At 40.1% G+C, this 21,990-nt stretch carries 24 protein-coding genes and 1 pseudogene; 3 read left to right on the forward strand and 22 right to left on the reverse strand.

Going from position 1 to position 21,990, the window contains the following annotated elements; translation table 11 throughout:
* Nucleotides 1-91: 91 nt before the first annotated feature.
* Together CDZ88_RS11895 and CDZ88_RS11905 are read right to left on the reverse strand one after the other, a co-directional pair.
* Nucleotides 92-493 (reverse strand): annotated as a pseudogene (locus CDZ88_RS11895) (hypothetical protein); the annotation flags it as partial.
* A gap of 875 nt (nucleotides 494-1,368) precedes the next feature.
* The gene (locus CDZ88_RS11905) at nucleotides 1,369-2,304 is read right to left on the reverse strand and encodes a DHH family phosphoesterase (RefSeq protein WP_232718742.1); all 936 of its coding nucleotides are present in this window, start codon (nucleotides 2,302-2,304) and stop codon (nucleotides 1,369-1,371) included.
* Nucleotides 2,305-2,420: 116 nt separating this feature from the next.
* Here CDZ88_RS11905 and CDZ88_RS11910 point away from each other — a divergent pair, with 116 nt between their 5' ends.
* Nucleotides 2,421-2,708 carry a YtpI family protein gene (locus CDZ88_RS11910; protein WP_100373754.1) on the forward strand — a complete coding sequence of 96 codons (288 nt, stop codon included), beginning with the start codon at nucleotides 2,421-2,423 and terminating at the stop codon, nucleotides 2,706-2,708.
* Nucleotides 2,709-2,752: 44 nt separating this feature from the next.
* Here CDZ88_RS11910 and CDZ88_RS11915 read toward each other — a convergent pair whose 3' ends face one another.
* The 10 genes from CDZ88_RS11915 to CDZ88_RS11955 all read right to left on the reverse strand — a co-directional run bounded on the left by CDZ88_RS11915 (nucleotide 2,753) and on the right by CDZ88_RS11955 (nucleotide 10,596).
* Entirely contained in the window at nucleotides 2,753-4,060 is a 1,308-nt protein-coding gene (locus tag CDZ88_RS11915) for a CBS domain-containing protein (RefSeq protein ID WP_100373755.1), read from the reverse strand.
* Nucleotides 4,061-4,166: 106 nt separating this feature from the next.
* Nucleotides 4,167-4,406 (reverse strand): hypothetical protein, encoded by a 240-nt coding sequence (locus CDZ88_RS11920; RefSeq protein WP_100373756.1) that lies wholly within the window; start codon nucleotides 4,404-4,406, stop codon nucleotides 4,167-4,169.
* A gap of 105 nt (nucleotides 4,407-4,511) precedes the next feature.
* Nucleotides 4,512-5,195 (reverse strand): metal-dependent hydrolase, encoded by a 684-nt coding sequence (locus CDZ88_RS11925; RefSeq protein WP_100373757.1) that lies wholly within the window; start codon nucleotides 5,193-5,195, stop codon nucleotides 4,512-4,514.
* A 63-nt stretch (nucleotides 5,196-5,258) separates the two neighbouring features.
* On the reverse strand, nucleotides 5,259-6,113 hold the full coding sequence (locus CDZ88_RS11930) for a YitT family protein (protein WP_100373758.1): 855 nt from the start codon (nucleotides 6,111-6,113) through the stop codon (nucleotides 5,259-5,261).
* Between the two features lie 170 nt (nucleotides 6,114-6,283).
* A complete protein-coding gene (locus CDZ88_RS18020; protein WP_100374682.1) occupies nucleotides 6,284-6,352 on the reverse strand; it encodes a PhnA domain-containing protein in 69 nt (22 codons plus the stop codon).
* Nucleotides 6,353-6,429: 77 nt separating this feature from the next.
* A complete protein-coding gene (locus tag CDZ88_RS11940; protein WP_100373759.1) occupies nucleotides 6,430-6,807 on the reverse strand; it encodes an NAD(P)/FAD-dependent oxidoreductase in 378 nt (125 codons plus the stop codon).
* A 58-nt stretch (nucleotides 6,808-6,865) separates the two neighbouring features.
* Nucleotides 6,866-7,624: an SDR family oxidoreductase gene (locus tag CDZ88_RS11945; protein WP_100373760.1), complete on the reverse strand. Its 759-nt coding sequence runs from the start codon at nucleotides 7,622-7,624 to the stop codon at nucleotides 6,866-6,868.
* Between the two features lie 124 nt (nucleotides 7,625-7,748).
* Nucleotides 7,749-7,922, reverse strand: coding sequence for a hypothetical protein (locus CDZ88_RS17465; RefSeq protein ID WP_157796549.1), 174 nt, complete (start codon nucleotides 7,920-7,922; stop codon nucleotides 7,749-7,751).
* Nucleotides 7,923-7,984: 62 nt separating this feature from the next.
* On the reverse strand, nucleotides 7,985-9,388 hold the full coding sequence (gene argH / locus CDZ88_RS11950) for an argininosuccinate lyase (RefSeq protein WP_100373761.1): 1,404 nt from the start codon (nucleotides 9,386-9,388) through the stop codon (nucleotides 7,985-7,987).
* Nucleotides 9,385-10,596 (reverse strand): argininosuccinate synthase, encoded by a 1,212-nt coding sequence (locus CDZ88_RS11955; protein WP_100373762.1) that lies wholly within the window; start codon nucleotides 10,594-10,596, stop codon nucleotides 9,385-9,387. Before CDZ88_RS11955 ends, argH begins: the two co-directional genes overlap by 4 nt.
* Nucleotides 10,597-10,835: 239 nt before the next feature.
* On the opposite strand from CDZ88_RS11955, the gene CDZ88_RS11960 reads away from it, so the two are divergent.
* On the forward strand, nucleotides 10,836-11,156 hold the full coding sequence (locus CDZ88_RS11960) for a hypothetical protein (RefSeq protein ID WP_100373763.1): 321 nt from the start codon (nucleotides 10,836-10,838) through the stop codon (nucleotides 11,154-11,156).
* A gap of 29 nt (nucleotides 11,157-11,185) precedes the next feature.
* On the opposite strand, the gene CDZ88_RS11965 is transcribed toward CDZ88_RS11960, so the two are convergent.
* The 9 genes from CDZ88_RS11965 to sppA all read right to left on the reverse strand — a co-directional run bounded on the left by CDZ88_RS11965 (nucleotide 11,186) and on the right by sppA (nucleotide 19,116).
* Complete coding sequence (locus CDZ88_RS11965; RefSeq protein WP_100373764.1) at nucleotides 11,186-12,022, reverse strand: EcsC family protein; 837 nt, start codon at nucleotides 12,020-12,022, stop codon at nucleotides 11,186-11,188.
* 32 nt (nucleotides 12,023-12,054) lie between these two features.
* Nucleotides 12,055-12,999 carry a CMP-binding protein gene (locus tag CDZ88_RS11970; RefSeq protein WP_100373765.1) on the reverse strand — a complete coding sequence of 315 codons (945 nt, stop codon included), beginning with the start codon at nucleotides 12,997-12,999 and terminating at the stop codon, nucleotides 12,055-12,057.
* Nucleotides 13,000-13,152: 153 nt separating this feature from the next.
* Nucleotides 13,153-14,340 (reverse strand): acetate kinase, encoded by a 1,188-nt coding sequence (locus tag CDZ88_RS11975; protein ID WP_100373766.1) that lies wholly within the window; start codon nucleotides 14,338-14,340, stop codon nucleotides 13,153-13,155.
* A 254-nt stretch (nucleotides 14,341-14,594) separates the two neighbouring features.
* On the reverse strand, nucleotides 14,595-15,590 hold the full coding sequence (locus tag CDZ88_RS11980; protein ID WP_100373767.1) for a class I SAM-dependent methyltransferase: 996 nt from the start codon (nucleotides 15,588-15,590) through the stop codon (nucleotides 14,595-14,597).
* A gap of 70 nt (nucleotides 15,591-15,660) precedes the next feature.
* Nucleotides 15,661-16,161 carry a thiol peroxidase gene (tpx, locus tag CDZ88_RS11985; protein ID WP_100373768.1) on the reverse strand — a complete coding sequence of 167 codons (501 nt, stop codon included), beginning with the start codon at nucleotides 16,159-16,161 and terminating at the stop codon, nucleotides 15,661-15,663.
* A 132-nt stretch (nucleotides 16,162-16,293) separates the two neighbouring features.
* Nucleotides 16,294-16,764 carry a GerW family sporulation protein gene (gene ytfJ / locus CDZ88_RS11990; RefSeq protein WP_100373769.1) on the reverse strand — a complete coding sequence of 157 codons (471 nt, stop codon included), beginning with the start codon at nucleotides 16,762-16,764 and terminating at the stop codon, nucleotides 16,294-16,296.
* A gap of 21 nt (nucleotides 16,765-16,785) precedes the next feature.
* The gene (locus CDZ88_RS11995; RefSeq protein WP_157796550.1) at nucleotides 16,786-17,448 is read right to left on the reverse strand and encodes a DUF2953 domain-containing protein; all 663 of its coding nucleotides are present in this window, start codon (nucleotides 17,446-17,448) and stop codon (nucleotides 16,786-16,788) included.
* 78 nt (nucleotides 17,449-17,526) lie between these two features.
* Nucleotides 17,527-18,105 (reverse strand): RDD family protein, encoded by a 579-nt coding sequence (locus CDZ88_RS12000; RefSeq protein WP_100373771.1) that lies wholly within the window; start codon nucleotides 18,103-18,105, stop codon nucleotides 17,527-17,529.
* A gap of 12 nt (nucleotides 18,106-18,117) precedes the next feature.
* On the reverse strand, nucleotides 18,118-19,116 hold the full coding sequence (sppA, locus tag CDZ88_RS12005) for a signal peptide peptidase SppA (protein WP_100373772.1): 999 nt from the start codon (nucleotides 19,114-19,116) through the stop codon (nucleotides 18,118-18,120).
* Nucleotides 19,117-19,253: 137 nt separating this feature from the next.
* On the opposite strand from sppA, the gene CDZ88_RS12010 reads away from it, so the two are divergent.
* Nucleotides 19,254-20,051: an NAD kinase gene (locus CDZ88_RS12010; protein ID WP_100373773.1), complete on the forward strand. Its 798-nt coding sequence runs from the start codon at nucleotides 19,254-19,256 to the stop codon at nucleotides 20,049-20,051.
* A 184-nt stretch (nucleotides 20,052-20,235) separates the two neighbouring features.
* Here the strand turns inward: CDZ88_RS12010 and CDZ88_RS12015 are convergent, their stop codons facing one another.
* A complete protein-coding gene (locus tag CDZ88_RS12015; protein WP_100373774.1) occupies nucleotides 20,236-21,834 on the reverse strand; it encodes an amidohydrolase in 1,599 nt (532 codons plus the stop codon).
* Nucleotides 21,835-21,990 lie beyond the last annotated feature (156 nt).

The following is a 21,990-nucleotide window of genomic DNA, read 5'->3' on the forward strand; positions in this document are numbered from 1 at the left end:
ACTCCTCTATGTGTTTTATTGTTTTATAGACGTTTGAAGCGAAGGCAATTCTAAGTCTTCACGCGCCATTCCCCCTCTCGTGGAGATAAACTTAACTTACTAGTTTATCCGACTGTCCTTCATTTCTCTTCTTTTCCCCTCCAATCATGTCTATCAGTTGGAATATTCCGATAACAACGGCCGAAAGGATAGGCAATGCGATAAGTACAAAGAAACCAACTGGTCCTGTAAGAAATTGAGCATAATATCCTGCATTAGGAATAATATGTATCTTAACTCCCAATATCGCATCTCTAGGTTTATCGATGTTATCTCCTTGTGCTCGGTACACCATTTGCCCACTTACATCATTTCGCTCAATGGCTCGATGTGTGACTAAAATACCGTCGAGATGTGTATACGTGATGACATCTCCAACCAACGGATCAATGTTTTCACTGATGCAGCCGACATCCCCCTCATCGGATGTCGGCTGCATACTATTTGAAAGAACGGTTAATGATTTTGTAGCAAAAAAAACTTGGGGCTTGTACTACATCTCCCTCTGCGCTAATCACCGAATAGGTGACGGCACCCGCAGCAATAGCCATAATAGCAAGCGTTTAAGTGGATATATATTGAATCCATTTACCCAAGCGCTCTCCTCCTTTCGTCAAAATCTCTATAGCGAATTTCCTATAACTTCATTGTACGTTAAATGTACGTGATTATCAATATTTATTTAAAAAATGTTTTTCAATTTTATTCCAAAAATTTTCGCGCTGATTGTCGAAAGTGTAAAACATTGATGAGTTTTATCTGTTGCTGAATAAAATTCAGTGCAGAACCATTATTCTCGCCGTGCTTAATGGCTTAAAGGATAATTCGTACCCAGTCTTCATCTAAGTTAATCTCTTTATCTTCTCCATAAATTAAATGTACATTAGGAATTTTCAATTGATTTTAAAACTGCATCATTATTTGAATCGAAGGATTCTTTTCTGAGTTCGATTAAAGATATTGACTCTAATTTACGATACAAAGAGATTCTTTCACCGAAATTACTCGTTGTCCTGCTTTTCATGTTCCTCCACCTTCGTTTCACTAACATGCAGTGGAGTAAGTTCTTTTACCTTTGAATTCACAATGTGTGGTGCCTCTTTCACTTTAGTCTCAACCTCTTCTAATTCCAGTTCATCTGCACCTACTTTTTCTACTTCAATCTCCTCATGTATTTCTATATGGATACCTTGACTAGGCATCTATATAGAGAATGAATAAACAAAAAAAGAGGGGGAAGATCCCGCCTCTCTGTTAATTAACATAAGCATTTTGTAGTGAAAACTGTTTGTACATTAAAAGTCGTTTTAGTCAGTTATTCTTATCTACTTATTTCTTGCTTGCTTGAAGTAATTTCTCAATTACTGTACTCGCTTCTTCCCAACTATACACCGTCGCCCCAGAAGCCATTGGATGACCTCCACCATCATGTTCTGCTGCAATCGTATTAATGACAGGCCCTCTTGAACGAAGCCTGACACGAATTTTTTCCTCGTCCTCGACAAAGAATACCCACGTCTTCAATCCGTCTACATCCGAAAAACAATTCACGAGTTTCGAGGACTCACTCGATGTCACGTCAAAACGAATGAGATCTTCCTTTGTCAGCTTCATCACACCGACGACTCCTTCTATCACTTCAAAATGTTGTAATACATGCCCTTCAAGTCTCGTCATTTTCAACTCGCGCTTATGTAATTGACTGTAAAAATTATTTTGATCAAATCCAACCTCGAGTAAGACACTCGTTCGCTGCATCGTTTTAGCGGTTGTGTTATTGTAGCGAAAACGACCTGTATCGCCAACAATTCCTGCATAAAGAAGGGTGGCACTCTCTTGATCTAAGACGAGTTGATGACGCTCAGACTGTTGGTACAATTCAACGATCATCTCACTCGTTGAACTAGCTGTCGTATCCACCCAAACCATATCACCGTATGGCTCTTCATTCGGATGATGGTCAACCTTGATTAATTTACTTCCTAGGTTGTATCGTTTGTCACTAATTCGATCTGTATTTGCTGTATCACACACAATTACTAGGGCGTCTTGATATGTTTCATCCTCCACAACATCCATCTTTCCCAAAAATTGAAGAGACGGCTCTTCTTCTCCCACTGCATAAACCGATTTCTCAGGAAAAGTGCCAACTAGCAATCGTTTCAAACCTAATTGAGATCCTAATGCATCAGGGTCTGGCCTTTCATGTCGGTGAATAATGATCGTTTTAGCTTGTTCAATTTCGTCTAAAATCGAATAAATCATTGTCATAGCTTCGGCCTTCTTTCTAAAATGTCATCATAGTTTCATGATTCGTTCACTAGCATTTACGAATCACACACGCTACAATAATGATAGCATATGAAGGAGGAACTTGTATTATGGACAAAATCATGACCATTATTATTGTCTTTTCAGGCGTCTTTTTTATTTATAATAAAATTAAAACATGGCGTACACCAGAATCACTTTTAAAACGAATCTATCAAACAAAAGCGAATATCTCAATCGGCTTCTTCCTTGTGGCTGTCAGTATTAATTTACTTTACTCCCCTCGTAGTACCGTTGATGTCGTCGTTGGGATTGCGTTTCTTATCTTAGGAGCGGTGAATGTCGTTTTAGGGTATAAAGCATACCGTCATTATATCCCTCAATTCAAAAACCAATAAGCGCTATAAAAAGGGTCTCGGCATTTTTGCCGAGACCCTTTTCTTTATTCAATCAGTTGAGCCATCATAAGTGCTTTCCCTACAATTTTGCCGTCTTGGAAGATCTCTACATCAATCTTTCCATGTTTTCTCCCAATCTCAAGGATTCGAGGCTGGATCACCAACCGGCTTTCAATTTGTACAGGCTTAATAAAATAGAGGGTGATATTTTCTACAACTAGATCACCTTTTTTATATTTTCGCATAATACGACTTCCTGCTTCTGTAACAAGTGTCGTCAAGACGCCGTAGGATATCGTTCCAAGTTGATTCGTCATTTGTGGCGTCACTTCACACTCATACGAATAACCTTCTTCCATAGCGTGTTCTTCAATTCGACTCGTCACCGTATCTTCAATCGTTTCACCTACATGTGGCTGCTTTTGAATCATCTGTAGTGCCTTTAATACATCTTGACGACTAATGACACCAATTAAACGGCGCTGGCTATCGATAACTGGCAACAACTCAATACCTTCCCACACCATCACATGCGCGACCGATGCCACCGATGTTCTTTCATTCACAGTAATGGGGTTTTTCGTCATCACTTTATAAATCGGTGTCTGCTTCGTTGCGCCAAGGACATCCTTCGCCGCCACCATTCCCTGAATACGCATTTGCTCATCAATGACAGGGTAGCGACTATGTCCTGTCTTTGTATTTAAGTCATGCCACTTTTCCACCGCATTAGCTATTGTCATATAATACGTGTCTTGAAGCGGGATGAGGATATCATCAACTAAAATAATTTCCTTTTTAATCAACTGATCATAAATCGCTCGGTTAATCATCGCAGCAACTGTAAACGTATCATAGCTTGTTGAGATCACTGGAAGCTCCAGCTGATCAGCAAGCTCGATCACTTCATCACTTGTATCAAACCCACCAGTGATCAAAACAGCGGCTCCTGCTTCTAAAGCTAGTTTATGACCTTGATAACGATTACCTACAATAAGTAAGTTACCAGCCTCTACATACCGCATCATCGCATCGAGCTTCATCGCACCGATAACAAAACGGTTTAGCGTCTTATGCAACCCGTCTCTTCCGCCAAGAACTTGTCCATCGACGATGTTAACGATTTCTGCATACGTTAATTTTTCAATGTTTTCTTTTTTCTTCTTCTCGATCCGAATAGTTCCAACACGCTCAATCGTACTAACTAAGCTTTGATTTTCAGCTTCCTTAATGGCACGATATGCCGTTCCTTCACTCACATGTAGCGCTTTTGCAATTTGGCGTACAGAGATTTTCCCGCCTACTTCTAAGTTCGTTATGTATTCTAAAATTTGCTCATGCTTTGTAGCCATGATAGCCTCCACACATTCATTCTATCAGCTGTACCTAAAGTATTCTGGCAAACTGTACTAGCACCATTATAAAGCTGATGGAATACAGTATCAAGGCTATCTTGGATTATCCTCGTAGTTTCGCACGTTGTGGCTTTGATACAGATGCAACTTTAACCATTCGTACAGGTTTCTTTTTCAGCGAAACAAGGCCATATAAATTACCTCCAATGACGAGAAAACAAAAAACAAACCAACTCCAGGCAAAAGCCCCTGCTAGCCCACTCGCTTGAAAAGGCAAATGCGAAAGACTATAAACCATCAACGTACTGGCAATTAGTAAACTTAAAAACAAACGCTGTTTCATTTCTGTTTCCCCCATTTATCACAAGTGTCTACTAGTACTATATGAACGATAGTAAAAAAAAGACCAAGCAAGGGACGCACCTCACTTGATCAATTAATTTTTTATTTAAATATCCAATGTCTCTCCGACTTCCAAGACTTTCCCTTTTTTTCCTGACAGATTATCAGCAAATTCATGTGGATCTTGCTCAATCACTGGAAATGTATTGAAGTGAATGGGAACGACTTGCTTCGCTTGTAGCCATCCCGCAGCAATACTTGCATCTTCTGGACCCATGGTGAAATTATCTCCAATTGGAATAAATGCAACATCAATCAGATTGCGTTCACCAATCAGTTTCATATCGGAAAATAGTGCGGTATCTCCGGCATGATAGATTGTTTTCTGTTCAGCTGTAAATAGGATTCCAGCTGGCATACCTGTATAAATAATATTCTGATTCTCTTCATCTGTATAAGCTGATCCGTGAAATGCTTGAGTTAATTTCACTGTTCCAAATTCGAATGTATGCGCACCACCGATATGCATTGGGTGTACATTCACTCCTTGCCAACCAAGGTATGTAGCGAGTTCAAATGGCGCAATGACTAAAGCGTTGTTACGTTTAGCGAGTTCGACCGTGTCGCCTACATGATCATTATGTCCATGGGTTAAGAGAATGATATCTACTTCCAGCTCACTCGCCGACAGATCGGTTAAGTCGTTCCCGGTAATGAATGGGTCAAAGATGACTCTAGTTCCTTTTGTTTCTATTAATACAACTGAGTGTCCATGATAACTTATTTTCATTCTTTTCACTCCCTTAGAATCTATCTACCTCATGAATTATACAATGACAACATCAAATCCTGCTTAATTATTTGTTTCTCTGTTCACATCAAAGAACGTCTGTTTTTTCACTCCAGCCGTTTCAGTCACATAAGAAGCTTCAATTACCGCCCCGCGATCAACCGACATCACGACCTCTTTTAACTTTGGGTACATAAACCGATTCGTAATACAATAAATAAGCATTCGTTCATCTCCTGTATACCCACCTTGCCCATATAAAAAAGTGATTTGAACATCTAATTCTTCAATTAACTTAGCGCCAACTTCATGAGGAGCGTCTGAGATAATCATCACCGATTTCCCTTGATTTAAACCATCTAATACAAAATCAATCAACTTAGAGACAATATAGAAAACAGCGACACTAAACATCGCTTGCTCGAGTGAAAAGACAAAAGCAGCTCCTGTCAAAATGATGGCATTGATCGCCAACAAGAATGTACTAATTGGTATATGGAACTTTTTTTGTAACCAGATCGCAATCATCTCTGTACCGTCTACAGCTCCACCTGCTTTAACAACAAAACCTACCCCAAGACCGAGCATCAAACCACCATATAGCACAATTAACACCTCAGAGGATGTGATGGCTTGCATCGGCGCAAGAAGGGTTAAGGAGATCGTTGTTACCACATTGGCATACAGTGTCCGAATAACAAAACGTTTCCCCATAAGTCTTCCACAAAAAATAAGAGTAGGAATATTTAGTACGAAATAAATAAGCCATATCGGTAAATCAAATAACGCATGCCCCATAATTGCAAGAGCCGTCACGCCTCCATCGACTAAACTATTAGGCGCTAAAATCAATTCTAAACCTGCTCCTACGATAATGGCTCCGACCGTCAAGAGTAAATAATCTATCAGTTTCTTCATCCATTTCTCCTTATCCGCTTATAAATCTATTTTATCATAAAGAGAATATTTTGAAAGAGAAGTAGTTACTGGGGACTACTTTGCAACAACGATTCACTTGGTCCATTCGTTGCAGAAAATGAAATCGACTTAAAAAAAGAGCCCAGAAAAATCTGAGCCCTATCATCACCTTAGATTTTCTTAACAAATTCACTTTTAAGCTTCATCGCTCCAAAGCCATCAATCTTACAATAAAAAATTCATTGATTGACTCAGGTCTATTTTAGGAGGGAACTAAAAAAAGACTACTGAAGCAATCAGCAGTCCATTCAATCTACTACGATTGGTTCCATACCCAAGTTATTAGCCGGTCCTCTTCATTCATGTATCGGATATCAATTTTTTCTACTTTTGGATAGATGCGTTTTACTTTTTGAACGATCTCATCAATGTTTGACTCTTCCTCTAGCTCAATCGTTGTGATGAATTCACTCACTTTAACCTTAGCTTCCTCACCTCTTATGACACGATTCCCATATTCAAACTCGTACGTACTAGGATTATCATATTCGTACTCGTAAGTGACTCCCCCTTCGATAATGGTTACGCGCAATGAATGGGCCGTCATAGTATGAGCTGCACTTATCGGTGTAGCCATCACCATCCATATAAGTATAAAAAGTAAACTATAAATGAACGCTTGTTTTCTTTTCAACACCATCACCTCTTTTACTTACTATGTGAAGGAAGGTGGAAAATTATACAAAAAAACTCTAGCGGTAGCGGTGGATCACATCTACCCCTCCAGTCACCTCAACAACAGTCCCTGTCACCATATCTGCATCCTCTTCACATAAAAACAATACCGTTCGAGCAATATCTTCCCCTGTGCCAGAACGACCGATTGGTGTCTCAGAATCCGGATGCTCTCTCGCTTGTTGAATCGTTGCTTCCTTCATCTCTCCTAATATATTACCAGGACAAACCATATTTGCCGTAATCCCGTATTCGGCCTCTTCAATTGAGATCGTCTTCATAAGTGAGACAAGTCCTACTTTTGCAGCACCATAAGCCGAGCGGTAAATCCAACCTGGTGCACTATTAGCCCCTTGGAAGCCGTACATCACAATGCGACCATATTGTTGCTCACGCATAATTGGGACAACCTTTTTTAGTAAATGATAGACCGCACTCAAGTTTCCCTCAATCATTTCGTACCATTCCGCTTCTTCGTAATCAACGAGCTTTTTACGCTCAAAGACATAGGGCCCAGCGTTATTAATGAGTAGATCGATTTTGCCAAAACGATCGGTTGTTTCTATTACAACACGTTCAATATCTTCCTTCTTAGTGACATCTGCTTGGATAAATTGCAGACGCTCATGTGCCTCTTGCCAACGCTGTTTGATCTTTTCGACCGCTTTAAGGTCGCTTCTATATGTAACAGTAACGGAATAGCCTTCTTTCAACAATGCTTCTGTGACCTGAACACCTAATCCTTTAGAACCAGCCGTAATTAATGCATGTCTCATTAAGTATTCCCCTCTCAAATCAAGCTCTTTTCCTTGATCATACTATGTCCTTTCATGAAAGTAAAAAGACTCGCCTGAACAAAAAAAACACGCGCACTACATTTCATGTAGTGGCGTGTTTTCACTAGCTAAGTTGCTCCTCATTTGAGCTCTCTTCTTGATCGTTTTGCTGATTCTTTTGAGGCTGTTTTGAATGTGTCTCATTTGTGCCTGCATAATAGGCATTCATGACTTGATCATGGACAGCATTCACACCTTCCTCGTCATACATCGAACCTGTTAACTTATGCTCTTTCATGCGAAATCACTCTCCCTAATTGGCTTGTATTTCACATGTAGTATGCACTTGTTTAGGATCATTTATGTTACTGAAACCGCACCTTCTTCTCCAGGCTGTAACAAGTTTTCTGCTTTTTTAATAGCGGATCGCACTTGATTAAATCCAGTTCCACCAGCACTGTTTCGACGCTCGACAACGGTCTTAGGTTGGAGAACGGTAAAGATATCTTTTTCAAATAAGTCACTTGCCTTCTTATAATCATCCATCGACAAGTCTAACAAGTAGACATTTGCTTGAATAGCCTGTAAAACAAGCTTCCCCACAATCTCATGTGCCTCGCGAAATGGCATTCCTTTTGTGGCTAAATAATCGGCTAGCTCTGTTGCATTTGAAAAATCTTGATGAACAGCCTTCTCCATCGTTTCTGATTTAACTGTCATTGTTTCAATCATTCCAGCAAAAATTTTTAATGAACCTTTCACGGTTTCAACCGCATCAAACATGCCTTCTTTATCTTCTTGCATATCTTTGTTATACGCAAGAGGCAATCCTTTTAGAACGGTCAATAAAGAGAACAAGCTCCCGTAAACGCGACCTGTTTTCCCGCGAATCAATTCAGCCATATCTGGGTTTTTCTTTTGCGGCATAATACTACTGCCTGTGGCAAAACTGTCATCCATCTCAACAAATTGAAACTCTTGAGACGACCACAAAATTAACTCTTCACACAATCTTGAAAGATGCATCATTAACGTCGCTGAAGCACTCAAAAATTCAAGGATAAAATCACGGTCACTAACCGCATCTAAACTATTTTCATATAGTCCATCAAATCCTAACAATTCCGCTGTATATTGACGATCAATCGGAAATGTCGTTCCAGCCAACGCTCCTGCACCAAGCGGTGAAATATTCAATCGCTTTAAACTATCTTGATAGCGACTATAATCACGTTCAAGCATCCAAAAGTATGCGAGTAAATGATGTGCAAATGAAATCGGTTGTGCTCTTTGAAGATGAGTATATCCTGGTACCAGTGTTTCGACATGCTGCTTCGCTTGATCTAATAGGGCAGTTTGTACCGATTTCACAGCCTCCATAATCTCTAATGTTTCGTGTCGTAAGTACATATGCATGTCTGTTGCGACTTGGTCGTTACGACTGCGTCCTGTATGCAACTTACCACCGACTGGTCCAATCTCATCAATCAAGAGTTTTTCAAGATTGAGGTGAATGTCTTCATTCTGAACAGAGAATATCAACTCACCTGCCTCCGCTTTCTTTTGCAACGTTTTAAGGCCTGTTTGAATTTGCTCCACTTCATCCATCGGGAGGATTCCACACTTTCCGAGCATCGTTACATGGGCCAAACTCCCCGTGATATCTTCGTGGACGAGTTTCTGATCAAAACCGATCGATGCACCAAATGCATCGACCCATTCACTTGCTGATTTTGTAAAACGTCCTCCCCATAACTTACTCACAGTTTGACTTCCTCCTTCTTTTTGTTCACCATGCTGTGTACTTTCGTCGGTAATCCCCAAAGTGAAATAAAACCGACTGCCGCATTATGATCAAATTCATCGTCTTTTGTATATGTTGCTAGCTTCTCATTATATAAAGAGAACTCTGATTTCCGTCCTTCGACAATCGCATGTCCTTTAAATAGTTTTACACGAACGACACCCGTGACAGATTTTTGTGTTTCTTTTAAAAACGCAGCAATCGCAGGTTGAAGCGGCGAGAACCATAGCCCTTCATAAATTAATTCTGTGAATTTCTTTTCAACAACTGGCTTAAAATGAGCAACTTCTTTAGGAAGAGTTAAATCTTCTAACTCTTTATGCGCTTTAATTAATGTCATCGCACCTGGACACTCATAGACCTCACGAGATTTAATTCCAACAAGACGGTTCTCGACATGGTCAATACGTCCAACCCCATGTTTGCCTGCTAGTTGATTCAAAGCTAGAATTAATTCATCTAATGGATACGCTTTACCGTCTAAGCTAATTGGTACACCTTGTTCAAATTCAATCTCAATGATATCGGCTATATCTGGCGTGTTCTCAAGTGCAGCTGTTAACTCATATGCGCCCTCAGGTGGCGTTGCCCAAGGATCTTCAAGGACCCCACACTCATTACTACGTCCCCATAAGTTCTGATCAACAGAGTACGGATTATCTAAATCAACTGGAATTGGAATGTTATGTTGTTTCGCATAAGCAATTTCTTCATCACGTGACCAACCCCACTCACGTACTGGGGCCAGCACCTCTAGGTCAGGATTTAGAGCTTGAATTGACACTTCAAACCGAACCTGGTCGTTCCCTTTTCCCGTGCACCCATGTGCAACCGCATCGGCACCAGTTTGTGCGGCAATCTCTACTAATTTTTTCGAGATAAGCGGACGAGACAATGCCGAAACAAGTGGATATTTTTGTTCATATAATGCATGAGCTTGCAGAGCAGGAAGCACAAAGCCTTCTGCATATTCTTTCTTTGCATCAATTGTATAAGATTGGATCGCTCCTACTTTTAAAGCTTTCTCTTTTATAAAGTCTAAATCTTTACCTTCGCCAACATCTAGGCCAACAGCAATAACATCATAGCCTTTATCTGCTAACCACTTGATTGCAACCGAAGTATCTAACCCGCCTGAATATGCTAATACAACCTTTTTGTTTTTCATTTTTTATTCCCCCCTATATGAATATTAATACCGAAAGTATTATTTTTATGCATAAATACGTATAAAATGAGGTGAATCAATTTTGAATTCGCCTGTATAAAACCAAACAATTAACTTATTAATATACATAACACTTTATCAACGATTCTTCATTTTGACAAGAGTTTTTCAAAAAAATTTTTAGTTTTATGTTCAAAGTTACACAACTTCGTTACAATAAAAAGAAAGGAGTGGTCGATATGAATGTAGAATTCATGTATGATCAAAGGCTTCACATACATTTACCCGTTCTTCATACTAGCTGGGACAACCTTGATTCTGACACACAAGGATATGTGTTAGAGAAGTGGGAAGAAAGTAGAGGAATCATTCCTGATCGAGTGAAAGAGCTAGAGATCGTAATCAATAAGAAACAGGCTGCCTTAGAGTCTGAAATGAATTTTGAACAGTCATGTATAATAAATAGCGAGATCTCTGAATTTGCTTCTAAGATTAATGATCTATGGATTTGGTTTAGACTAGATCTCTCTCTTTCAGCACAACAAAAAAGCTCGCCTTGATGCCTAGATCAAGACGAGCCTGTTCTGTTTTACCGATCGATTCGTTCAATTAATAATCTTTTTTGATAGAATTTATGTGCTACTTCAATAACTTGTTGAGACAGTCGATAATTCAGACCTGCACCGACAGCCATACCAATAAGAGGTAATCCTTGAATCATTTTTTTTCGAAGCATCGTAATGACAAAGCTTTTCGCAATTTGTCTGACGAAATGTTGTAGCCATTCTGGTTCAATTACTTCTCCTTCTCCCCCGTAAAAGACATCCTCTACATTATGTCCTTCTAGATCCGACCATAGCTTGTCCCAATGATGCGCTTGGAATGCTTTTGGTAAAGTTGCTAGGTGGAATAATTTTAAGGCGATCACCATCTCGTCGGGACGTTTTAAATCATAGCCATAAATACAAGCTATCTGTTGGATTGAACGCAAGTTAATGGCCACGGCTGCAGGTAAGTCGGCAGCTAGAAGAAACATCCCTCCCATCCCTGTCAATCCGCCTTGTGATAGTGATAACAATCGCTGCTTAGCCATCAATTGCTCGGTCATATAATTGAGTTGTTCCATCGATAAATCCCGCATATCAGAACTATCCACCACTGCGGGATCAAACACTTGCGCATATTGAATGATTCTCTTCTTTACCTCTTCATGAGACCTGGTATTTTGTAACCAGGCATGTAAATGAATAAACAAATGATCAAGTTGACGTACAACCTTCTCTTTACGAGTTGGACCTAACTGCTCAAATAACTTATCAGACCATTTTAAATACGTATATTCTACATCCGTCGGTTCATAGTCAAAATATGTTCTTTCCCATTCTCGTATAGACTCTAGACGATGTTGCTCTTTGCTCTTTGTCATCGTTACTCACCTTCTTCTGCTATCTTTTCTAGTTATGATTTAGGATGAAACATTTTCCGCTTAAAAAGTGGTGAATAGACCCACTCTTCTTCTGTTCTTTCATGGAGCATCTCAATTGCATGCAGCTTTGTATTCAGCTGTTTAAGAGACGCAAATAAGATAGCCTCTGCTGTTTTTTCTGATACCGCACTCCCATAGCCAGTTTCTACTTCGCCATTTTGACTCAAAAGAAGATGCTTCAATGCTATTACTTCTACATCATTCTCTGAAATTCCTGCCTCTCTCGCGGCATCATTAATCATCTCAATGCCAAGTACTAGGTGACCCATTAATTCACCGCTCGTCGTATAATCAGGAGCCACAACATCACGCAATGCTTTTGTTTTACCAATATCAGATAACATACATGCAGTAAGGACTAGATCACGGTTCACATAAGGATAAAGTGGCAACAACTGATACGCTGCTTGAGCGAGTTGCACAATTTGGTGTAGCAACCCTGCATAGTACGCATGATGATACATCTTTGAAGCAGGCAATGTCGTTATCCGTTCTCGCACTTGACGCCTAGAAAACAATTGTTTCATGATCGTCCGTAAAATTGGAGACGTGATTTCCTCCATCATCATTCGCAATTCTTGCCATAAATCTTCCCGCGAAATTCCTCTTCTCGAAATAAGCTCACTCACCAACACATCATCTTCAGGTGTGACTAGACGAACGCGAGACAGTTTTAACAACTTTTTTTGTTTATAGGTAACAACAACACCTTCTCCTTTAATCAACACTTTTGGCTGGAGTTGCTCCTTTTGTTCTAGTGTAAGGTCCCATAACTGAGCTGGGACGAGCTCTAAATTCCGTTCAAGCAATAGCGTTGCGTACTCACTTCCGTTTGAAGCTTGCCTGAACTCGCGCTCTCGAATTAAAAAGAAGTCTGTCACCTTCTCCCCATCTTGCGCCTCTAAAAATAGAGCCATAGCCGCTCCCCCTCTAACTTCTTTCTCATTGTCTATATGTACTCTTAACTGTCTATCTATATGATAGCTTGTTTTGAGGCATGAAGTAAAATGTATGGATATAAAAATAAGCACTGCTCACAATCGATGTAAGCAATGCTTGTAGTTATTGGATTATTGAGAAAGACGCACTGTATCACGTGCAATCATAACTTCTTCATTCGTTGGGATAATGATTACTTTAACTGGTGAGTGAGGGTAGTTAATAAACGCCTCTTTCCCACGTACTTGGTTAAGAGCTGGATCCCAGTAAACGCCCATGAATTCTAAGCCTTTTAATACACGCTCACGAATCACGTCACTGTTTTCACCAATACCAGCTGTGAAGATGATCGCATCGACGCCACTCATACGTGCTGCGTAAGAACCGATATACTTATGAATACGTGATGTGAACACTTCAAGAGCTAGCTCCGCGCGCTCATTACCAGCTTCTGCTTCACTTTCGATGTCACGTAGGTCACTTGAGAAACCAGACACACCGAGAAGTCCACTTCTCTTATTTAGAGTGTCAAGAACACCTGTTGCATCTTGTCCTGTTTTTTCCATAATGTATGGAATTAAAGCAGGGTCAATGTTACCAGAACGTGTTCCCATTGTCACACCTGCAAGTGGTGTGAAGCCCATTGATGTATCGATTGATTTTCCACCTTCAATAGCCGCAATACTTGCACCATTACCAAGGTGACAAGAAAGTAAGCGAAGTTGTTCAATCGGACGATCTAATAATTCAGCAGCACGCTCTGATACATACTTATGAGATGTTCCGTGGAAACCATATTTACGGATTCCAAAATCAGTATAGTATTCATATGGCAAGCTATATAAGAAAGAGCTCTCAGGCATTGTCTGATGGAACGCTGTATCAAATACCGCTACAGCTGTAACATTCGGTAATACTTCTTTGAATGCACGAATTCCAACTAGGTTCGCTGGGTTATGAAGAGGCGCTAATTCAGACATCTCATCAATTCCTGCTAACACTTCGTCTGTAATTAATACTGAATCGTTGAACTTCTCTCCACCATGTACTACACGATGACCGATTCCATCGATTTCATCAAGAGATGAGATGATGTTTAATCCAGTTAATTTTTCAAGTAGGATTTTTACAGCTACTGAGTGATCTGGAATATCTGTTGTCTCTTTATGCTTTTCTCCATTTACTTCAATTGTAAATACACCGTCACCAAGACCAATACGCTCAACTAAACCTTTTGTTAATACTTCTTCTTCAGGCATTGTTAGTAATTGGAATTTTAATGATGAGCTACCAGCATTAATCGCAATAATTTTCGCCATGTTAAGACAGCTCCCTTTTCCTTCGATTTATTTCATTTGACTATCATACTTGATATCAATACCTTTCCATTTAAGCACCCTGAAAATACCTTTTCAAGTAAAATCGCCAAATTTCGTCTTGTTTCGCTTAAATTCTTTATATTCAGATTTGAAACCGCTTTATTGAAGGTTCAGTTTGTCAGGTGAACCATACAACGAGCTAACATTCCCAAAAAAAGCCTGTTGCTACGAAATTATAGCAACAGGCTTTTTTTCTATAGTCCTAGCTCTTTTTCAAACCATTTATTGATCTGGTTCATCATGTCACTCAATGCATCTTTTTTTCCAAATGAAGGCAATTCAGCTAATAACGCTTGCTTAGGTTGCTTCACATCTTTTCCTTGTTTTTGAAGCATTAAAATACTTTTTCCATGCTTTTCTGATGTAAACATCGTTTTCGGTAATTGGAGCAACCCATGTATGCTCGTATGCTCCTTTAAGTAGGCATGAAGCTTCGGAGCTTGCTCACTTTCAAATAAGAAATTAGGGATGACAAAAAATAAGAAGCCACCCTCTTTCACACGATTAATACCTCGCTCAATCATCAAGTGATGAATGTAAGAGTGCCCCTCATCAGCTTTTAAATCATACTCTTTTGCAATAGTGTCATGTGGGTAATAACCGATGGGTAGGTCCGTGACGATAAGGTCGACCTCAGGAAATTCAATTGGCTCTATACTGTCCTTGTGGAACAACTCCATTTCAATTTCTTGCAAGTTCGAGCTGACAAATGCCAGTTTTAATAACGTTTCATCGACTTCGAATCCGAAGCCTTTTGCCGGGTTGGCTGATTGGTTTAACAAAGCTGTTGCAAGATTTCCAGAACCAGCGGCTAAATCAAGCATCGAATAGCCCTCTTTTTTACTAGCTGTGACTTTATTCACTAAGTAACTTAAGAATAGGCATACAGCATCTGGGGTCATCGAATGATTCGGCTGAGTTGCGCCTTTCATCCCTTTTAATACTGTTAATTGATAGGCTTTGCGGATATCCTCTTTTGATAGCTCTTCAAGGGACACCTCTTGAATGAGATCACGTAGTTGGTCTTTTACTTCTTGAGTAACTACTTGAACAACGTCTCCTTGGAATAGGTTCTCTCCCATTTCAGCTAAACCTTCAAGATAGGTAAACGACTCTTTCTCCTCAAGCAAAGTAGCTCCTTTGTCCAAACATCGAAAGAGCTCTTCCATTTTCGAATTCATTATACTCATCACTTTCAACTCCTATTTAAAAAAGGGCCACCTACTATAAAGCATAGGATTGACCCTTGATCTAGCATCATTATTTTGCTTCTTTAGCAGCGTTAATTGCCGCTTCGTAATCTGGGTGATTCGTCGCCTCAGATACATATTCAGCATATGTTACAACGTCATTAGAATCAATAACGAAAACAGAACGAGCTAATAAACGAAGCTCTTCGATGGCCACACCAAACGCTTGTCCAAACGATAAGTCACGGTGATCTGATAATGTTTGAACATTTTCAATTCCTGCCGCTGCACACCAACGCTTTTGTGCAAATGGTAAATCAACGCTAACCGTTAAAACTTCCACATTGCCAAGTGAAGCTGCTTCTTCATTGAACTTACGTGTTTGCTGGTCACATACTCCAGTATCGATCGATGGAACGACGCTAATTAAACGAACCTTGCCTTTTGTATCAGCTAACGTTACTTCAGATAAATCATTTGCTAACACCTTAAAATCTGGTGCTACTGCTCCCACCTTTACTTCTTTACCAAGTAAAGTAACAGGGTTTTGTTTAAATGTAATTTTCGCCATGGTTTATCCTCCTAATCGTCTCTCGATTATGTACGTATTCATCATACACGAGCAGAAGATAAAAATTCAAGTAACAACCTTAGATCTCTACACTTGGTAAAGCACAAAAAAAGAATGGGGGGAACCCATTCTTTAAATTGGTGGTTGATCTTGTCGCTGTTGATACTGGGTATTCGGTGTATGTGTTTGATGGGTTTCTTTTTGTGTCGTATCCATCTTCATCATTTGTTGAATCTTGTCTACGACTTGAGGGGCAAAATCGAGAAGTTTTTCATAAAGATGTGTACTACTATCCAGATGGACCATTTTCACACCCGAACTTCCTACTACTAAAAATGCAATTGGGGTAATTGATACACCACCACCGCTACCGCCACCAAACGGGTGCTTATCCGCATGACCTTCTGAGCTAGATGGACGATGTTGCTCGATCACAAATTCACTACCACCAGCAGCAAACCCGAAGCCCACTTTAGAGACAGGCATAATAACGCTCCCATCAGGGGTTTCTACAGGGTCACCGATGATCGTGTTTACATCGACCATTTCTTTCAAATTCTCCATAGCTGTCTTCATTAACCCTTGAATCGGATGATCAGACATTTCTATTCCCTCCTTTATTTGTTACATGCTTTGCTCGACGGATGGACCTGTATTCGACTTAGGCCTACGTCTCCAATGCATAACGATCAAAAGACCTACAAAAATAGCATGCCCGATCCGAAACGTAAACATGCAAGAAAAATAGGTACGAGAAATCATTCCTTGAAAATGAGGGGTAATAGAGAGATCTGGCATCCTATGTACCTTTACATGATTGGCAATCAATCCGTAGAATGATCCCTTTAGTGCCCATAACAGACCCGTCACTGAACCTGTTGTAGCAGCATCGCCTATGCCAATTTCTGAGTACCAATGAAATCGGTACAGGTGAATATGTCTACAAAAACGTCTAATGATTCGGTTTAAGCCAATGATATGTCGAAACCATCTTTCCGCTAAGTGAATGTCATGCATAATCGTTTGCACAGTGATTTTTTTATCTTTCTTTGTTTTATGTCCTCCCACACTCTCCTCTTCCTCAACCACAATGGCAGGAGATTCTTCATTAATTTTTATTAACGGGGCTTCAAAGGTATACACTCTCATCCACCATACATGCACGGCTACCTCAAGTAAATCATCATCCTTTATATGTTTGTAGGTGATGTCGACTTTCACCTTCGTGATAAACAAAAGAATCATGAGTGCGAGCAAACATCCTACGATACTAAGAAACCAAATCATCATAAACTCCTTTATGGAAATAAATAGTTAATGATTCTATCGTTTCCTCGAACAAAAAAAATAAACCTACCTAATTTCTTAGGCAAGTTTATCGTCTTCTCGGTCGTGTTCATGAATGACATATGAATTGGCAACCATATCGTGTAATCCTTGTTTTTTCGATGTAAAGGCTACTGTAATATAGAGTACATATAAGAGTGCAAAGGACTGATGAAGGACTCTTCCTACGCCTTCACGAAAGATCGTCGCTCTCCAGCTCAGTAACGCGCCATCACGTGTTACCACTTTTAAACCAAACACCATTTTTCCAAGTGTTGCTCCATAATATTTCGTCATAAGCGCAAAATAGACAAAGAAAAATAGCGCTGAAACAAATAAATCAATCACACTATACATCGATCCGAGGGTATAACGAATATCTGTTAAATTCAAGATCGGTCCAAGTAAGAGCCAACGAATACATAAGAGAATCAGGCTATCTAAACTAAACGCCCAAAGTCTCATCCAAAACCCCGCATAGCGCACTGGTAAAGGTTGAACCTGTCTCGCTACTTGTTCCTGTTCTTTCACTCCTTGTCTTTCTTGCATCTCTTGTCGCTCTTGTAACAATCGACGGTTGCGAGGGCGAGACCCACGACTTATCATCACTTGATCCATCGAGATCCCTCCCTACTCTGTGTATAAATATTTTAACGTCGGAGCACGTCGCTCTGTTAATAATTGTTCTATCCCATGCCACTCATTATTTCTGACTAGTAGTTGTTGCATAGACATCGTAAACATATTAAAGATTCCTGTATCCGCCTCATATTTGACAGCTGAATAATTCCCACCAAGGTCTTCTCTCATCATTGAAATCGTATCATCAAGGTTTCCTAACTCGTCAATTAGATCAACTTCCAATGCTTGTGTTCCACTATAAATACGTCCATCAGCTAGTTGACGAACTTCACTGTCAGACATGTCTCGACCCTCTGAAATAATGCGGACAAATTCATCATACGACTCATCAATTAAAGACTGCAAAATTGCACGATCGCCCTCTGTCATTTCACGCGTGGGTGACATAATGTCTTTATACTCACCACTTTTTATCGTATTGAATGTCACTCCGTAATTTTCTGCTAATCCAGTAACATTAATCGATTCCATAATGACACCGAGAGAACCTGTAATGGTTTGCGGACTCGCAACAATCTTATCAGCTGGTGCTGCTATGTAGTACCCACCTGAGGCAGCCATACTTCCCATTGATACATAGACCGGTTTATCGTATTCTTGTTGAGCTTCTAAAATTTTATCATAAATTTCTGCACTTTCGACGACTCCACCACCAGGAGTGTTTACACGAAGGATAATTCCTGCTGTTGAAGCACTTTTGGCTGCGTGTTCAATTTGAGAAAGGAATTTCTGATGTCTGTATCCTTGTGCATCAAAAAGACTAACCGAATCGCCTGTATCTTGAATCACCCCGTTTAATTCTAAGACAACAATCGACTCTCCGAATTCATCCCCCTCATCAATGACACGTTCTGCCCATCCTTGTTCACTTGAACCAAACATACTTTCCATATTTGCCCCTGCCTGAGAGGTCGCAACATTTACACCTACTGATGCAACGACGAGCATTAAAGCTGCGATTAAAGCTAACCAACGTTTTCGACTCATTGTCCCACTCCTTAATAATGTTCCTTTGATTGTTTTGCTAGACAAAGGTTATGATAACATAGAACACTGTTAAAATTCATATCTAAAGGAATTGATTTCCTTAAATTCTCACTTAACAAAATGAAGGGATGATCAGTATGCTACCGAGAAAAAATCTTTACTTCTTCTACAAACAAACACCTGAAATGAATGATGTCGTCACCCCGTTAAAGGAACTTGCTGAAGAAAATGGTTTTCACCTAGTTGAATCCATTAATGAAGCAAATATTATCGTCAGTGTGGGAGGAGATAATGCGTTTTTACAGGCAACGAGAAAAACAGGTTTTCGCGATGATTGTTTATACATAGGGGTCAATACAGATCAACTAGGCTTCTACACTGATTTTACAGTAAATGATGCTGATCGTATGATTGAAGCGATGAAACATGAAGAGCTAGAAGTAAGACGTTACCCTATTCTTGAAGTAACCGTCAATAATGAAAAACCGATTTATTGCTTAAATGAATGTTCAATCCGCTCAAACATCATTAAAACATTTGTTATTGATGTTGTGATCGATGATTTCCATTTTGAAACATTCCGCGGAGACGGAATGATTGTCTCTACTCCGACTGGAAGTACAGCTTATAATAAATCTGTCAGAGGGTCGGTTATTGATCCAACATTACCTTCTATGCAAGTAAGTGAGCTTGCATCGATTAACAACAATCAATTCCGCACACTCGGAAGCTCGTTTGTGTTGGGTAAAGATCGTAGGTTACTCTTAGAGGTTATTCAAGATGGGAATGATCACCCTATTATCGGCGCAGATAACGAAGCGCTCAGCCTTACCCACGCGAAACAAATTCAGATTAAATTAGCCGATCGACAAGTAAAGGTACTAAAACTCAAAACAAACTCCTTCTGGCACCGTGTGCAGAGAAATTTCTTGTAACATCAGCCGTTGCTCGTAAAAAGAGGATAGAGAAAAGGATTTAACCTAAAATCCGAACAAAGCATTAGTAGTGTAATGAAGCCACTCCTGAAATACACTCCGCTAAGTCTGTGCATTGTTCGGATTCTTGCTGATGAAAACACTTTCGGCCCATCCTGTTTTTTATACTCCTATTATTTAAAGCTTATTCAACGTTGTAATCATACATGATTGTATTATCAACAACAGTCTTGATTACTTTTGCATCAAGGGCCCTGTCTGCTGGTTGTGTAAATAAGTCAATATCCAGAACCGTAAAATCAGCCACATACCCTGGAATAATAAACCCGCGCTCATCTTCCTTTTCGATCGCCTTTGCACTGCCTAATGTAAATAGTTGCACCGCTTCAAACATCGTTAATTTCTGATCTGGGAGATATCCAGCATGTTGTTCTCCAGGTCTTTTCCGTGTGACTGCCGCATGAATACCAAGTAACGGATCAACCGGTTCAATCGGGGCATCAGATCCCCCCGCACACCGCAGTCCAGAATCAAGTAACGTCTTCCAAGCGAAGGAATACGACATCCGTTCTTCTCCTAATCGTTCCATCACCCAAGGGAAGTCCGCCGCGACAAATCGAGGTTGGATATCCAATACAACAGGTAGTCTCTTTAATCGCTCTAGCAGCTCCGCACTAACGACTTGAACATGTATCAATCGATCTACTCCTGTTTGACAAGGATGTATCTCAATCGCCTCTAACGCCATGCTAAGAGCTTCATCGCCAATCGTATGAATCGCTACAGGCATATTATTTGCTCTCGCTTTTTTAACAAGGCGATTCAGTTCTTCTTGTTTGTGCATCGCTACTCCATTTGTACGTGGATCATCTGTGTAGGGATGTTGCAAAAGTGCCGTTCGACCACCTAACGCTCCATCTGCAAAAATTTTCATGGCCCCTAACTCTATAAAGGAATTAACGGCTCCTCTCGCATACCCTGTTTCTTTCATTTCTTCCATTGCTTCATGATGGACAAGAAGATGAGTTCGGAATTTCGTGTCTTTACCATCAATCACCGATTGAAAAGCATCTAGTGTCTTTTTAAATCCTCCGTAATAATGAAGGTCTTCGCTATGACCTCCGACCAATCCGAGTCGAAGCATGTCTTTTGTTGCTGTTTGTAACGCTCGTTTCAAATAATCATCTGAAACTGTAGGGATTACTTTTTTCACTAACTCTGTGGCTGCATCGAGTAAATACCCGGTTGGTTCTCCGTTGGCATCTCGGACGATCACTCCACCTTCAGGATCTTGCGTATCCTTGTTGATCTCCGCAAGCTCCAAGGCCTTCGTATTAACTAAAGCAGCATGTCTGCAAATGCGTGTTAAAAACATAGGATGATGCTGCGAAATTTCATCTAGTTCCAGTCGATGAAAGATCTTACGGTCGATAAAATTGTTTTCATTCCAGCCCTCAGCAAATACCCATTCACCTATGGGGGTTCCCTTCACTTTATCTTCTAATTGTTGATACATCTCTGTTGCTGAGAACGTATTTGATACATCTAACCGAATCAGACGCTCTCCATGACCAACCATATGTAAGTGACTATCAACAAACCCTGGGTACACATATTGCCCCTCAAGATCCACTTCCTCTTCGATTGTCTCACCATACTGTGCGATTAACTCTTCTTTTGAACCGGTTGCGACAATCACACCACTTTCTACATAGAGAGCTTCAACGTGTTCTTGTTCTTCTTTCATCGTAAAAAAAGTACCGTTCCACCAAAGCGTATTCACTTCGCATTCCTCCCATCCATTCGTTTCAATTCTTCTTTTTTCATTGATACTATCCTGACAGAAAACGTGTAAAGTTGCAATCTGTAGGCATTTACATAAGAAAAAGCACAACTATCGTAGCTGTGCTTTTCTTCCATTCTGTTCGAGCGCTCGCTC

Source organism: Bacillus sp. FJAT-45037, from assembly GCF_002797325.1.
GTDB lineage: Bacteria > Bacillota > Bacilli > Bacillales > Bacillaceae_D > Alkalihalophilus.

Excerpts from the sequence above, each read along its gene's own strand:
- tpx (WP_100373768.1), bottom strand. The coding sequence starts at position 16,161 with ATGGCGAAAATTACATTTAAACAAAACCCTGTTACTTTACTTGGTAAA.
- CDZ88_RS12010 (WP_100373773.1), top strand. The coding sequence starts at position 19,254 with ATGCTACCGAGAAAAAATCTTTACTTCTTCTACAAACAAACACCTGAA.
- CDZ88_RS11955 (WP_100373762.1), bottom strand. The coding sequence starts at position 10,596 with ATGAAAAACAAAAAGGTTGTATTAGCATATTCAGGCGGGTTAGATACT.
- CDZ88_RS11915 (WP_100373755.1), bottom strand. The coding sequence starts at position 4,060 with ATGGCTACAAAGCATGAGCAAATTTTAGAATACATAACGAACTTAGAA.
- CDZ88_RS11925 (WP_100373757.1), bottom strand. The coding sequence starts at position 5,195 with ATGAAAATAAGTTATCATGGACACTCAGTTGTATTAATAGAAACAAAA.
- CDZ88_RS11905 (WP_232718742.1), bottom strand. The coding sequence starts at position 2,304 with ATGATTTATTCGATTTTAGACGAAATTGAACAAGCTAAAACGATCATT.
- CDZ88_RS11960 (WP_100373763.1), top strand. The coding sequence starts at position 10,836 with ATGAATGTAGAATTCATGTATGATCAAAGGCTTCACATACATTTACCC.
- ytfJ (WP_100373769.1), bottom strand. The coding sequence starts at position 16,764 with ATGTCTGATCATCCGATTCAAGGGTTAATGAAGACAGCTATGGAGAAT.
- CDZ88_RS11975 (WP_100373766.1), bottom strand. The coding sequence starts at position 14,340 with ATGGCGAAAATTATTGCGATTAATGCTGGTAGCTCATCATTAAAATTC.
- CDZ88_RS11920 (WP_100373756.1), bottom strand. The coding sequence starts at position 4,406 with ATGAAACAGCGTTTGTTTTTAAGTTTACTAATTGCCAGTACGTTGATG.
- CDZ88_RS12000 (WP_100373771.1), bottom strand. The coding sequence starts at position 18,105 with ATGGATCAAGTGATGATAAGTCGTGGGTCTCGCCCTCGCAACCGTCGA.
- CDZ88_RS11965 (WP_100373764.1), bottom strand. The coding sequence starts at position 12,022 with ATGACAAAGAGCAAAGAGCAACATCGTCTAGAGTCTATACGAGAATGG.
- CDZ88_RS11930 (WP_100373758.1), bottom strand. The coding sequence starts at position 6,113 with ATGAAGAAACTGATAGATTATTTACTCTTGACGGTCGGAGCCATTATC.
- CDZ88_RS11945 (WP_100373760.1), bottom strand. The coding sequence starts at position 7,624 with ATGAGACATGCATTAATTACGGCTGGTTCTAAAGGATTAGGTGTTCAG.
- CDZ88_RS11970 (WP_100373765.1), bottom strand. The coding sequence starts at position 12,999 with ATGGCTCTATTTTTAGAGGCGCAAGATGGGGAGAAGGTGACAGACTTC.
- CDZ88_RS11995 (WP_157796550.1), bottom strand. The coding sequence starts at position 17,448 with ATGATTTGGTTTCTTAGTATCGTAGGATGTTTGCTCGCACTCATGATT.
- CDZ88_RS11980 (WP_100373767.1), bottom strand. The coding sequence starts at position 15,590 with ATGAGTATAATGAATTCGAAAATGGAAGAGCTCTTTCGATGTTTGGAC.
- sppA (WP_100373772.1), bottom strand. The coding sequence starts at position 19,116 with ATGAGTCGAAAACGTTGGTTAGCTTTAATCGCAGCTTTAATGCTCGTC.
- CDZ88_RS17465 (WP_157796549.1), bottom strand. The coding sequence starts at position 7,922 with ATGAAAGAGCATAAGTTAACAGGTTCGATGTATGACGAGGAAGGTGTG.
- CDZ88_RS11910 (WP_100373754.1), top strand. The coding sequence starts at position 2,421 with ATGGACAAAATCATGACCATTATTATTGTCTTTTCAGGCGTCTTTTTT.